Origin of the sequence: Mesorhizobium sp. M0870 (assembly GCF_040319775.1) — a bacterium.
Lineage (GTDB): Bacteria > Pseudomonadota > Alphaproteobacteria > Rhizobiales > Rhizobiaceae > Mesorhizobium.
On sequence record NZ_JAMYOI010000021.1, the window covers coordinates 67,645 to 80,095 of the forward strand.

The following is a 12,451-nucleotide window of genomic DNA, read 5'->3' on the forward strand; positions in this document are numbered from 1 at the left end:
AAACTGATTGTGAATTGCAAGCGGTAATTCAAGCGCGAACGAAACCCAGGCTAGGGGTCAAGCGACCCCCGCTATGGATTCCCCGGCCAGGAGCCGGAAATTGGTAGGGATGTAGAAGCGGATTCGCCGACATTGGTTGCCGCGACCGGTCATCGTCGGGAAGAGAAATCACCCCTTGAGCAGCTCCGCCACTTCGGGCGCGAAATAGGTCAAAATGCCGTCGCAGCCGGCGCGCTTGAAGGCGAGCAGCGATTCCAGCATTGCCTTCTCGCCGTCGATCCAGCCATTGGCGCCTGCTGCCTTGATCATCGAATATTCGCCCGACACCTGGTAGGCGAAGGTCGGCATCTGGAACTCGTCTTTCAGCCGCCGGATGATGTCGAGATAGGGCAGGCCGGGCTTGACCATCAGCATGTCGGCGCCCTCGGCAATGTCCTGTTCGGCCTCTCTCACCGCTTCGTCGGAATTGGCATGGTCGATGTAATAGGTCTTCTTGTCGCCCTTGAGCAGACCGGCGGTGCCCACCGCCTCGCGATAGGGGCCGTAGAAGGCCGAAGCGAATTTGGTCGCATAGGACATGATCGCCACATCCTGGAAACCATTGGCGTCAAGCGCGTCCCGGATGGCGCCGATGCGGCCGTCCATCATGTCGGACGGCGCGATGATGTCGGCACCGGCGGCCGCCTGGATGACAGCAGCGGCGGTCACCTGTTCCACTGTCTCGTCGTTGACGATGATGCCGTCGCGCAGGATGCCGTCATGGCCGTGGCTGGTGAACGGGTCGAGCGCTGCGTCGGTGATGATGCCGATCTCCGGCACCGCATCCTTGATCGCACGGGTGGCGCGGTTGATGACATTGTTGGGATCGAGGATGTGCGAGCCGGTCTGGTCGCGCAGCGAGATGTCGACATTGGGGAAGGTGGCGAGTGCCGGAATGCCGAGTTTTGCCGCGCGCTCGGCCTCCTTGACGGCGAGATCGATCGACAGGCGGAAGACGCCGGGCATGGCGGCGATCGGCTCGCGGACACCCTTGCCCTCGACGACGAAGATCGGCCAGATCAGGTCGTCGACCGTGAGCCGGTTCTCCTGCACGAGACGGCGCGACCAGTCGGCCTTGCGCATGCGGCGCAGACGGCGGCTGCCGGTGATCTCGTCGACGCCGCGCGCGCCGGCGGGCTTTGCGGGGGTGAATTTGTTCATCGCCAATACTCTCGTTCGGGCAGGCTTTTACCACGAGCTCCCGCCGCTGACCAATGCGGCACGATTGTGCCAGCGACGCGGTCGAGGTCTATTCGGGTTGCCCATTGCCTGACAGAATCTGTGCTGCGCCCCTGATGGCGACACGGAAAGCTTCGTCGAAGCCGACACCGCGCACCTGCCAGATGTAGGTCTTGCCGGCCATGGCCAGCCGCCAGTCGGCGATCCAGCCCAGTTCCTTGTCGCTCCAGACAAGGTTGCCGGAAAGCGCCTGGTCGGCACCGGCCTTTTTCGCGATGCTGTCGAGCTTGGTCATCTCGGCGTTGCGAAGTGTCTGATCGTCCAGCCCGGCCTGCGACAGCAGTGCTGCCGTTGGAAAACTCACCTGCATGGCCAGTGGCGCGGCGGCATTGCTGAAGGATTCGCGCATCAGCATGCCGCGCTCGTCATTGGCATCGAGCGCGGCATGCCTTGGGCCGCGTTCGGTCACCAAAAACACCGCCAGCCGTGGCCGCTCGGTCAGCCACGGCCTGCTGTCGAGCGAAGCCAGCACCGGGTCGATGTCAGCCGGCTTGTACTGGCAATAAAGATTATGAGGCCGGTCGTACGTGCCCTGATCGTCATGGTTGGGAATGCCTTCCATGCGGTCGCGGTAGCGAAAGCCAGCGACGAAGCTGCCGGCCTTATCACGCAATACCGTCATTTCAGGTTTCGCCGGCAGGCGCTGATCACCGGAAATCCGCACCAGAACCGCGTCGAGACAGCGCTTGAAGCCGGACTGGCGGTTCTTCTCGTACTTGCCGTTGACGATGGTCTGCGAACTGTAGAGGTCTTCCAAAGTCCCCGCCATGACAGGGTGAACAGCCAAGCAGATGCTCAGCCCAATTGCCACCGGCGCAAAGCGTGAAAATCGAGTCATAACCAATCGTCCCGTTCGAAGACCCGCCAGAGCTGCGCTGCAATGAACTCTATCCAGTTTTTCGGTATTGCAGCTCGATTTTTAGTACCGGCTCCTGGTCCGGGCCAGAGCTTGCACCGGTGTGCTCGCCATTGACGCACCCATGCGCCACGCTTTAGCACTTCAGTCCCGGCGGCCGGGGGAGGGATTCTTCACGATGGATTTTGGCGGAGGCGACGAGATCCGCTTCGAACATCTGGGCCGGGCCGGCGTCGTCACCTTGACGCGGCCGCAGGCGCTCAATGCCTTGACGCACCGCATGATCGGGGCGCTCGACGCTGCCCTTTCCGCCTGGGAGACCGACCAGGGCGTCGATGTCGTCGTCGTCAGGGCCGAGGGCAGGGCCTTTTCGGCCGGCGGCGATATCCTGCATGTCTATGAGACAGGCCGGGCGGGAAAACCGCCGGTCGAGTTCTTCGCCGACGAATATCGACTCAACGCCCGCATCAACAGTTATAGGAAACCTTATGTGGCCCTGATCGACGGCATCGTCATGGGCGGTGGTGTCGGAATCTCCTTCCATGGCTCGCACCGGGTGATGACCGAGAATGCCCAATTTGCCATGCCGGAGGTCGGCATCGGCTTTTTTCCGGATGTTGGCGCCAGCCACCTGCTGCCTGATCTCGGCGGCTCCTTCGGCATGTATCTGGCGCTGACCGGCAATCGCATCCGCTATGGCGATGCGCTGTGGTCGGGGCTGGCCACCCATACCATCAAGGCCGAGGACCAGGCTGGCTTCCTCGACCGCCTGGCGCTGACCGGCGATCCGGAATCGGTGCTGCGCGGCTTCTTCGTGCAGGCAAGGCGAGAAACCGACAGGCCGACGCTGGAGGCGATTGTCCGCCATTTTTCGCAACCGTCCCTGAACCGCGTCATCGACAGCCTCGAGCGTGCGGCCGCCGCCGACGAGTTCGCGGCAAAGACACTGGCGACGATCCGCACCCGCTCGCCGACCAGCCTGCGCGTCGCCTGGCGGCAGATCAGCGCCGGACTGACGCTGTCCATGGAAACCTGCATGAAAATGGAGTTCCGCATCCTCAACCGGATGCTCGCCGGCCATGATTTCTACGAAGGTATCCGCGCCGCCATCATCGACAAGGGCTCGAAGCCGCAATGGCGGCCGGCAAGCCTCGCTGCGGTTAGCGAAGCGGATGTCGATGCCTATTTCGCTCCGCTCGGCGAACGGGAACTCTTGATATGAGCGAGGTGACCTCGAGGCGCGTCGTGCTGCAGCCCTCCGGGGTGGAGGTGATCTTCGCCTGGTTCCAACGCGTCATATCGGGCTACTGCCTGCTGTTCGGCATTCTCTACTGGATCAGGTTGATCGGCTTTTATCCGGGTACGCTGTGGCGGTTCGACCTGATGCCCGTGCACTGGCAGGTCGCGGCGGTGGTGCTCGCCGTGTTCTTCCCCTTTGCCGCTGCCGGCCTGTGGATGCTGGCGTCCTGGGGCCCGGTGATCTGGTTCATTTGCGCGGTGACCGAGACGGTCATGTATGCCGGCTTTCCCGAGCTATTCGGCCATCGCTTGCTGATTGTCGTCTCGCATGCGGCGGTGGCGGTGCTCTACATTGTCTTCCGCGTCGTCATCTACCTGCATAAGCGCCCGGTCCGCCACTAAGCCCTTGAGCACATTGGCGGCCCCGCTGTCGCCTCGAATGAGCCCCGCAATCGTTGCCGAAATCTTTAGGTTAATTATCCTTGCTCGGGTGACCGTTCGTTAAGCCTCTTGCGAAACCTCTTACCGGTAAGCTCTTGTTAGCCCTAGCGTTTAAGTCGAATTTTATGAGTATTCGATAGTGTCGCGATCAAGGTGAAAAACAAAAAATCACCAGGGCGACAAACGAGAGGCAAAGACAATGATCAATTCGCGTCCGGCGGCGAAGACCGCCAACGTATCCGACGATCGCCGCGAGGCTATCCGTTCCCTGTACATGGAATCGCTGCAGCTTGTTGAGCGGCTGCACCGCCGCCTGCTTGATGTGATCAAGGACGAATTCGACCGCAACGGCCGTTCCGACATCAATGCCATCCAGGCGCTGCTGCTGTTCAATATCGGCAATTCCGAGCTGACCGCCGGCGAGCTGCGCTCGCGTGGCTACTATCTCGGCTCCAACGTCTCCTATAATCTGAAGAAGCTGGTCGATCTCGGCTTCATCAACCACCAGCGCTCGCGCATCGACCGCCGTTCGGTCCGTGTCTCGCTGACGCCGAAGGGCAACGAGGTGGCGGAGGTCGTTGCTGGCCTCTACGAGCGTCATGTCGGCTCGATCGAACAGGTCGGCGGCATCAACACCGACGAGTTCAAGCAGATGAACCGCGCTTTGCAGCGGCTCGACCGCTTCTGGAACGACACCATCGCCTACCGGATGTAAGGCGTCGCATCGGATCCGGCCCGCGCCACAGAAGCGCGGCCGAAATATCGACCTTCAGTCAGGGCCGGTGCCGAGAGGCATCGGCCTTTTCTTTTCCTGATCCCAAAGCCCAAATATCCGGCCAGGTTTGCTTTCGCTGCAGCAGTGCCTAATGTCACGGCCTGGAGGGGCGCGTTATGGGTGAGGGAAAACGCACGAAGATTTGCTCGGTTGCCGCAGTGCTTTTGTTGGTCTCGCAAACGGCTTTTGCCGAGGAATGGTGGAAGGATTCTTTCGCTGGGGAAGGCAGCGAGCCCTGTGACAACAATGACTCGATAGTGACGTTTACCGACAAAGCAATGGAAATGTGGGAGGTCCGCTGCACGTTGGACAAGGTTCAGAAGATCAACCGCCTGGATGTCGTCATCCTGGATATGACGTGTACGGACGGCGAGAGCACAGACAAGAGGCGGGAGCTGCTGCTCAAACTCGAGGACAACAAAGTCCTGCGCTACCCCCAGCATGAGGTGTTGCAACGATGTTCGGAATTGAAGGCGAAGCCAGGTCCGGGCCCAAAGGTTGAAACCTCACACTGAGGGATCGTGAGGATAGGCAGCGCGTCTCGTGGAGCGGCCGAACCGCCGTCTGCTTGACGCGATCAAGGATGCCGATCGATACCGAAAAAGCACGGGCCTTTCATTTCGCTGCGGCGCCCGATGCAAATCGCGGGCCAAGGCCACGTTGCCGCCATATTCCAATGGAACCGAGAGTGGCAGTGATGCTGGTGTGAAGACCATGCGTTCACCCGCAATCCGTATCGCGCCTGGGCGCTGTCACACCAAGGTGATACGGAGCATGGTTGGCTAATTGTTAAGATTGCCAATTTTACAGTGCGGGCGAGATCGCCCGGTGATCAACGCAGCAAGTGATCGAACTGCTACAAATGTCTGGAACGTCCATGAGAACCAGCCGTCGTTTTTTCCTCTCCGGAGCCTCCGCGCTCGCAGCAGCGGTGGTCGCCGGCGGCGCCAATGCGCAGGATGTGATCGGTGATATCCTGAAATCCTCGGCGCGCGGCAATTGGGACGACCAGTTCGACGCCCGCGCCAGCGAGGGCGGCAAGGTGGCCTCGACGCTGCCGATCTTCAGCCCGCAGACCGTCGCCTTCACGGAACAGGCGGTCGGGCAATACCAGAACATTGTCGGGCAGGGTGGCTGGGTCGAAGTTCCCGCAACCAAGAAGCTGCAGCTTGGCGTCGACGACCCGGATGTGGTGCCGTTGCGCAAGCGGCTGATGGTTTCCGGCGACCTATCGCAGAGCGCCGGCATTTCGACGGCTTTCGATTCCTATGTCGACTCGGCGGTCAAGCGCTTCCAGCTGCGCCACGGCCTGCCTGCCGATGGTGCGCTCGGCAAATACACCTATGCAGCGATGAACGTTTCGGCGCAGATCCGGCTCGGCCAGTTGCAGACCAATCTGCAGCGGCTGCGCGAGAAGGCCGGCACGCTGGGCAGCCGTTACGTGCTGGTCGACATTCCGGCAGCGCAGGTCGAAGCGGTCGAGAACGACCGTGTCGTGCTTCGCCACACCGCGATCGTCGGCAAGATCGACCGGCAGACGCCGATCGTCAATTCCAAGATCAACGAGATCATCGTCAATCCATACTGGAACGCGCCCGTCTCGATCGTGCGCAAGGACATCATTCCGCTGATGCGGAAAAATCCCGATTATCTCAAGAACAGCCACATCCGCCTGTTCGCGCCCGATGGCAGCGAAGTCGATCCGATGAATGTGGACTGGTCGACCGACGACGCCGCCAAGTACCGTTTCCGCCAGGATCCCGGCTCGGAAAACGCCATGGCGTCGGTGAAGATCAATTTCCCGAGCCCTGACGGCGTCTACATGCACGACACGCCGCAGCAGAGCCTGTTCGGCAAGATGCTGCGTTTCGATTCCTCGGGCTGCGTGCGCGTGCAGAATGTGCGCGACCTCGTCACCTGGATCCTGCGCGACACGCCCGGCTGGGATCGCCAGCATTTCGAGGCGGCGATCAAGACCGGTGAAAACACGCCGATCCAGGTCACCAATCCGGTGCCGGTTCACTTCCTCTATCTCTCGGCCTGGTCGACCGGTCCGGGCGTGGTGCAGTTCCGCGACGACGTCTACGCGCTTGATGGCAACAACGAACTGCAGATCACGTCTGCGCTGTAAGCATTTGATTCTTATCTAAAAAGGCCGCCTCTCAAGGCGGCCTTTTTATTGATTGGGTGCCGCGGCGTTTTTTACGGGACGGGCGGCTGGACGGATCGGCCGGCTTTGCGCATGGTCGGCGGAAAGCCTGGAACCGGACCATGGAAGTCGCCGTCTTCATACTGGTCGTGCTCGTCTTTGTGGCGCTTTCCGGCGCTCTGGTTCGCCTGGTGCGGGTACCGTTGCCGGTGCTGCAGATTGCGATCGGTGCCGCGCTCGCCTGGCCGGTGCGCGGCATCCATGTCGATGTCAATCCGGAACTGTTTCTGCTGGTGTTCATTCCGCCGCTGCTGTTCGGCGATGCCTATGGCGCGCCGAAGCGTGAATTGATGGCGCTGCGCGGACCGATCCTCGATCTTGCCATAGGGCTCGTCTTCTTCACCATCGTCGGCTTCGGCTACGCCTTGCACTGGCTGGTGCCGAGCATCCCGCTGGTCGTCGCTTTCGCGCTCGCCGCGGTGCTGTCGCCGACCGACGCGGTGGCCGTGTCCTCGATCGTCGACAGAAATGTCGTCCCTGCGCGGCTGATGCACATTCTGGAAGGCGAGTCGCTGCTCAACGATGCGTCGGGGCTGGTCATGTTCCGCTTTGCCGTCGCGGCGGTGCTGACCGGTAGCTTTTCCCTTGCCGCGGCTTCGCTCAGTTTTCTCTATGCCGTGGCGATCGGCATCCTGATCGGCGTGGCGGCGCTGTTCGTTGCCGCCAAGCTGCTGCAACTGCTCAACCGGATCGGCGGCGTGCCGGCCGAGGCGCAGGTGCTGGTGATGGTTCTGCTGCCCTTCATAGCCTATCTCGGCGCCGAGCATGTCGGAGCTTCCGGCATCCTGGCGGCGGTCACCGCCGGCCTGCTCACCGGCGGCTCCGGCGTGTTTCGCTTCCTCGGTGTCTCGGCGCGCATGCAGACGATGTCGCTGTGGACGACGCTTTCCTTCGTTTTCAACGGCGCTCTCTTCATCGTGCTCGGCCTGCAGCTTCCCGACATCATCCGCCATGTGCCGCCGGAACTCATGAGCCTGCACCCGATCATCCAGCCGATCGCGACCGTCATCGCGCTGACGCTGTGCCTGATCGCGTTGCGCTTCCTGTGGATCTGGGTGGGCGATATCGCGGCCGGCATCGCCGCGCGTCTGGGCAAGCGCAAGGTGGAGCCGTTCGGGTTGCGCGTGCGGCTTGCCGGTTCGGTGGCCGGCGTGCGCGGCGCGATCACGCTGGCCGGCATATTGTCGCTGCCGCTCGCCATGCCGGACGGCTCGCCGTTTCCGGCGCGCGACCTGGTCATCTTCCTCGCCGCCGGCGTCATCATCTGTTCGCTGGTCTTCGCCAGCCTCGCTCTGCCGACGATCGCCAGGGGGCTGGTCGAACCGGGCGAGGATGCCGGCGCAGCCGAGGAGCGCCTCGCGCGTGTCGGCGCCGCCAAGGCGGCAATCGCACGCATCGAGAGCATCGCTGGAGTTGGTGACGATGAGGGAGGCGAGGTGCCCGGCGCCAGGCTTGCCGCCGCCGACAGCATCGTCGCCGGCTACCGGCGCCGCATCGCCGCCTCGGACGAAGCCGATGAGGCCCGCGCCGAGGCCCGCGAATCCGGAAGGCTGGAGCTGGAACTGCGGCTCGCCGGCATCGAGGCCGAGCGCGCAGCCGTGCGCGCCATGTTTCGGAGCGGCGAGATCAACGACCATACGTCGCAAGCGTTGTTTACCGAGATCACGCTCACCGAGGCCCTGCTGAAAGGCCGCAAGGCGAGGAAATAGCCTCTTGTTGCCTCGCTGGCGCAAACCGGCCAGCAAATTTCGCGCCGCAAACGTGGCGGGGCGAAAACAACTGTGTTAATGGCCCGGCGAACCTTCGCAGCCCCCGAACCCCGAGGATTTCAGGCCATGGCAACAGCAGCGGCAGTGTCGAACAAATTCGAATCCTTCTTCGAAACCACGCTAGAAGATGCCGATCCGGAGATTTTTGGCGCCATCCGCAACGAACTCGGCCGCCAGCGCCACGAGATCGAGCTGATCGCCTCGGAAAACATTGTTTCCCGCGCCGTGCTTGAGGCGCAGGGCTCGATCATGACCAACAAATATGCCGAGGGCTATCCCGGCAAGCGCTATTATGGCGGCTGCCAGTTCGTCGATGTGGCCGAGGAACTGGCCATCGAGCGCGCCAAGAAGCTGTTCGGCTGCAACTTCGCCAACGTCCAGCCGAACTCCGGCAGCCAGATGAACCAGGCGGTGTTCCTGGCGCTCTTGCAGCCGGGCGACACGTTCATGGGCCTCGACCTCAATTCCGGCGGCCATCTGACCCATGGTTCGCCGGTCAACATGAGCGGCAAATGGTTCAAGGTCGTCTCCTATGGCGTGCGCCAGGACGACCATCTGCTCGACATGGACGCCATCGAGAAGACGGCGCATGAGACCAAGCCGAAGCTGATCCTGGCCGGCGGCACCGCCTATTCGCGCGTCTGGGACTGGAAGCGGTTTCGCGAGATCGCCGACGCGGTCGGCGCCTATCTGATGGTCGACATGGCGCACATCGCCGGCCTCGTCGCCGGCGGCGTGCACCCGTCGCCGCTGCCGCATGCCCATGTCGTGACCACCACGACGCATAAATCGCTGCGCGGCCCGCGCGGCGGCATGATCCTGTGCAATGACGAGGACATCGCCAAGAAGATGAATTCGGCGGTGTTCCCCGGCTTGCAGGGCGGCCCGCTGATGCATGTCATCGCTGCCAAGGCGGTGGCCTTCGGCGAAGCGCTGAAGCCAAGCTTCAAGGTCTATGCCGAGAGCGTTGCCGCCAACGCCAAGGCGTTGGCCTCCAGCCTCAAGGAGACCGGTCTCGACATCGTCTCCGGCGGCACCGACAACCATCTCATGCTGGTCGACCTCAGGCCCAAGAACGCCACCGGCAAGCGCGCCGAGGCGGCGCTGGGCCGCGCCAACATCACCTGCAACAAGAACGGCATCCCGTTCGACCCGGAAAAGCCTTTCGTCACCTCGGGCGTGCGTCTCGGCACCCCGGCCGGCACCACGCGCGGCTTCGGCCAGGCCGAATTCCGCGAGATCGGCAAGCTGATCGCCGAAGTGCTGGATGGTCTCAAGGTCGCCAATTCCGATGAGGGCAATGCCGCTGTCGAAGCTGCGGTCAAGGCCAAGGTCGTGGCGCTGACCGATCGTTTCCCGCTCTATCCCTATCTGGGCTGACGCGATAGGAAGTCTTACCGCCTGCTGCAACCACAAGCGTCGTTGCAGCAGGCCGGGGCGGCCGGCAGGAGCCTTGATGATGCGACCATTTCGTTTCGCCGACCTTGGCGCCGTTGGCGCTCTGGCTGCTTTGATCGCCGTGCCTTTCCCCGGCATCGCCTTGGCGCAAACCGCCCCTGCTCAAGCCGCGCCCGCGCAACCCGCACCTCAGGCCGAGCCGGCGGCGGCGGCCCAGGCGGCACCCAAGCTCGAAACTTTCGGCAGATGGTCGACCCTGGTCGACGAGGTCGACACCGGTGAGGATCTGCGCAAGACCTGCGCTGCCTCGACCGCCTTTATCGGCGCGGGCGGCGTGCCCGGTACCTTGACGCTCGTCATCACGAACGGCGATGCACTGCCGCCGGATGCCTACCCGTCCGTAACGATCGCCGTCGACAACAAGGATCTGCCGGCCGGCAAGTCCGTCGCCGCCACCTTCGACGACGACAAGGGCCGTGTCGCCGCAAAACTCCATTCCGATGGCGCCGTCAACGGCCGGCTCAGCTGGACCGTGGACAATCAGGCCAAGACCAGCCTGGCGCTCCTGCGCGCCATGCGGCGGGCATCGGTGCTTGACGTCTTCTTCGGCGACGCGCCGGTCGGAAGCATATCCATGGACGGCTTCACCAAGGCCTATCGCAGTCTCGGCACATCATGCGGATTTCCGACCGCCGACGTCGCTCCCTGAAGACATCGGTACGCTGTGCGGCTGCCTGGCGAGGCTGGCAATCCTGCTTGCGCCTCGCTATCTCTGTGCGACGAGGGGCTCTGAAGGGCGAGGGGCTGTTGGCGACACTTTGCCATCGCTGCAAAAACCTCTAAGCCTTTCGCTTCACCAGATTCGCCAACCAAAGGCTTCTCCATGCGCTGTCCCTATTGCCAGTCGGAAGATACGCAGGTGAAGGATTCGCGCCCCGCCGAGGATGGCGCGGCGATCCGCAGGCGGCGCGTCTGCCCCGATTGCGGCGGTCGCTTCACCACCTTCGAGCGCGTGCAGTTGCGCGACCTCGTCGTGGTCAAGAAATCGGGCCGCAAAGTACCCTTCGACCGCGACAAGCTGCTGCGTTCGGTGGAGATCGCCGTGCGCAAACGCAATGTCGATCCCGAGCGCATCGACCGCGCGGTGACCGGTATCGTGCGCCAGCTCGAAAGTTCCGGCGAGACTGAGGTTGCTTCGGGAGAAGTCGGCCGGCTGGTCATGGAAGCGCTGAAATCGCTCGACGATGTCGCCTATGTGCGTTTCGCCTCGGTCTACCGCAATTTTCGCGAGGCCAAGGATTTCCACGAACTGCTGGGCGAGCTCAAGGGCGACGAAATCAAGGGTGAAGAGGAAGCCAGCTGAGCATGACTGCAAGCGAACAGGCCGCCCTTGATCGCCGCTTCATGGCGGCGGCACTCAGACTGTCGCGAAAAAATGCCGGGCGCACCGGGACCAACCCCTCCGTCGGCACGCTGATCGTACGCGATGACGGCAATGGCCCGATGATCGTCGGCACCGGCGTCACCGCTGTCGGCGGCCGCCCGCATGCCGAGACCGAGGCCTTGGCCGAGGCCGGCGACCTCGCGCGCGGCGCCACCGCTTACGTCACGCTGGAGCCTTGCGCCCATCACGGCCGCACGCCGCCTTGCGCCAATGCGCTGGTCAATGCCGGTGTCGCACGCGTCGTCGGTGCGGCCAGCGATCCCGATTCGCGCGTATCCGGCAAGGGCTACGCGATCCTGCGTGCCGCCGGTGTCGAGGTGGTCGAGAAGGTGTTGGCCGAGCAAGCCGCCGAGCAGATGGCCGGCTATTTGATCCGATCATTGAGAAAACGCCCAGAAGTGATTCTCAAGCTTGCGCTTTCCAGCGACGGCAAGATCGGCAGGGAAGGCGGTGGGCAGGTGTCGATCACCGGAGATATCGCGCGCCGCGAAGTGTATCTGATGCGGGCCGAGGCGGATGGCATACTGGTTGGTATCGGGACGGCCCTTGAGGATGATCCGGCCCTGACGGTGCGTTTGCCGGGGCTGGAGAACCGTTCGCCTGCCCGCATCGTGCTCGACCGCCAGATCCGGTTGCCGGAGGCCTCGAAGCTGGTTTCGGGCGTCGACCGGGTGCCGCTCTATGTCGCCGCTTGCCTGGAGGCCGATCCGCTGCGGCGGGCAGCACTCGAACGCGCAGGCGTGCGCTTCATCGGCACTGAAACACATGAGGGCGGCATCGCTCTGCCGGAACTGCTCGAGGATCTGGCCGCGCTCGGCATGGGCAGCGTGCTGGTCGAGGGCGGCGCCAAGGTGGCGAGCGCCTTCCTGGCCGATGGGTTGGTCGACCGCGTTGTGCTGTTCCAGGGGCCGGAAGCGATCGGCGACGACGGCATTGCATCGCCGATCGACGCCGACCATATCCCGGCAGGATTTCGCAAACTGCGCGACATGCGTTTCGGCGAAGACAGCTACGCCGAGTGGATAAGAGACCTCTAGGGATC

12 protein-coding genes are annotated in these 12,451 nt (G+C 63.0%); 10 read left to right on the top strand and 2 right to left on the bottom strand.

Going from position 1 to position 12,451, the window contains the following annotated elements:
• Positions 1–168: 168 nt before the first annotated feature.
• Positions 169–1,200 (bottom strand): porphobilinogen synthase, encoded by a 1,032-nt coding sequence (gene hemB / locus NKH97_RS23165; protein ID WP_023810219.1) that lies wholly within the window; start codon positions 1,198–1,200, stop codon positions 169–171.
• Between the two features lie 88 nt (positions 1,201–1,288).
• Positions 1,289–2,065 carry a DUF8605 domain-containing protein gene (locus NKH97_RS23170; protein WP_245273170.1) on the bottom strand — a complete coding sequence of 259 codons (777 nt, stop codon included), beginning with the start codon at positions 2,063–2,065 and terminating at the stop codon, positions 1,289–1,291.
• A gap of 247 nt (positions 2,066–2,312) precedes the next feature.
• Here NKH97_RS23170 and NKH97_RS23175 point away from each other — a divergent pair, with 247 nt between their 5' ends.
• From NKH97_RS23175 to ribD, 10 genes are all read left to right on the top strand, one after another.
• Positions 2,313–3,356: an enoyl-CoA hydratase/isomerase family protein gene (locus NKH97_RS23175; RefSeq protein WP_023810221.1), complete on the top strand. Its 1,044-nt coding sequence runs from the start codon at positions 2,313–2,315 to the stop codon at positions 3,354–3,356.
• The gene (locus NKH97_RS23180; RefSeq protein WP_352798863.1) at positions 3,353–3,775 is read left to right on the top strand and encodes a DUF6163 family protein; all 423 of its coding nucleotides are present in this window, start codon (positions 3,353–3,355) and stop codon (positions 3,773–3,775) included. Before NKH97_RS23175 ends, NKH97_RS23180 begins: the two co-directional genes overlap by 4 nt.
• A gap of 238 nt (positions 3,776–4,013) precedes the next feature.
• Entirely contained in the window at positions 4,014–4,529 is a 516-nt protein-coding gene (gene ldtR / locus NKH97_RS23185) for a transcriptional regulator LdtR (protein ID WP_008875359.1), read from the top strand.
• Positions 4,530–4,705: 176 nt separating this feature from the next.
• A complete protein-coding gene (locus tag NKH97_RS23190; protein WP_352611698.1) occupies positions 4,706–5,104 on the top strand; it encodes a hypothetical protein in 399 nt (132 codons plus the stop codon).
• Positions 5,105–5,466: 362 nt separating this feature from the next.
• Positions 5,467–6,720, top strand: coding sequence for a L,D-transpeptidase family protein (locus NKH97_RS23195; RefSeq protein ID WP_023810224.1), 1,254 nt, complete (start codon positions 5,467–5,469; stop codon positions 6,718–6,720).
• Between the two features lie 140 nt (positions 6,721–6,860).
• On the top strand, positions 6,861–8,507 hold the full coding sequence (locus NKH97_RS23200) for a Na+/H+ antiporter (protein ID WP_352798864.1): 1,647 nt from the start codon (positions 6,861–6,863) through the stop codon (positions 8,505–8,507).
• 126 nt (positions 8,508–8,633) lie between these two features.
• Complete coding sequence (gene glyA / locus NKH97_RS23205) at positions 8,634–9,947, top strand: serine hydroxymethyltransferase (RefSeq protein ID WP_292700113.1); 1,314 nt, start codon at positions 8,634–8,636, stop codon at positions 9,945–9,947.
• A 76-nt stretch (positions 9,948–10,023) separates the two neighbouring features.
• Positions 10,024–10,674, top strand: coding sequence for a hypothetical protein (locus tag NKH97_RS23210; RefSeq protein WP_352798865.1), 651 nt, complete (start codon positions 10,024–10,026; stop codon positions 10,672–10,674).
• A gap of 174 nt (positions 10,675–10,848) precedes the next feature.
• The gene (gene nrdR, locus NKH97_RS23215; RefSeq protein ID WP_023810227.1) at positions 10,849–11,328 is read left to right on the top strand and encodes a transcriptional regulator NrdR; all 480 of its coding nucleotides are present in this window, start codon (positions 10,849–10,851) and stop codon (positions 11,326–11,328) included.
• A 2-nt stretch (positions 11,329–11,330) separates the two neighbouring features.
• Positions 11,331–12,446, top strand: coding sequence for a bifunctional diaminohydroxyphosphoribosylaminopyrimidine deaminase/5-amino-6-(5-phosphoribosylamino)uracil reductase RibD (gene ribD, locus NKH97_RS23220; protein ID WP_352798866.1), 1,116 nt, complete (start codon positions 11,331–11,333; stop codon positions 12,444–12,446).
• Positions 12,447–12,451: the final 5 nt, after the last annotated feature.

Coding starts and splice junctions, on each gene's coding strand:
- ribD (WP_352798866.1), top strand. CDS start 11,331: ATGACTGCAAGCGAACAGGCCGCCCTTGATCGCCGCTTCATGGCGGCG.
- NKH97_RS23180 (WP_352798863.1), top strand. CDS start 3,353: ATGAGCGAGGTGACCTCGAGGCGCGTCGTGCTGCAGCCCTCCGGGGTG.
- hemB (WP_023810219.1), bottom strand. CDS start 1,200: ATGAACAAATTCACCCCCGCAAAGCCCGCCGGCGCGCGCGGCGTCGAC.
- NKH97_RS23210 (WP_352798865.1), top strand. CDS start 10,024: ATGATGCGACCATTTCGTTTCGCCGACCTTGGCGCCGTTGGCGCTCTG.
- NKH97_RS23195 (WP_023810224.1), top strand. CDS start 5,467: ATGAGAACCAGCCGTCGTTTTTTCCTCTCCGGAGCCTCCGCGCTCGCA.
- ldtR (WP_008875359.1), top strand. CDS start 4,014: ATGATCAATTCGCGTCCGGCGGCGAAGACCGCCAACGTATCCGACGAT.
- NKH97_RS23175 (WP_023810221.1), top strand. CDS start 2,313: ATGGATTTTGGCGGAGGCGACGAGATCCGCTTCGAACATCTGGGCCGG.
- NKH97_RS23200 (WP_352798864.1), top strand. CDS start 6,861: ATGGAAGTCGCCGTCTTCATACTGGTCGTGCTCGTCTTTGTGGCGCTT.
- NKH97_RS23190 (WP_352611698.1), top strand. CDS start 4,706: ATGGGTGAGGGAAAACGCACGAAGATTTGCTCGGTTGCCGCAGTGCTT.
- nrdR (WP_023810227.1), top strand. CDS start 10,849: ATGCGCTGTCCCTATTGCCAGTCGGAAGATACGCAGGTGAAGGATTCG.
- glyA (WP_292700113.1), top strand. CDS start 8,634: ATGGCAACAGCAGCGGCAGTGTCGAACAAATTCGAATCCTTCTTCGAA.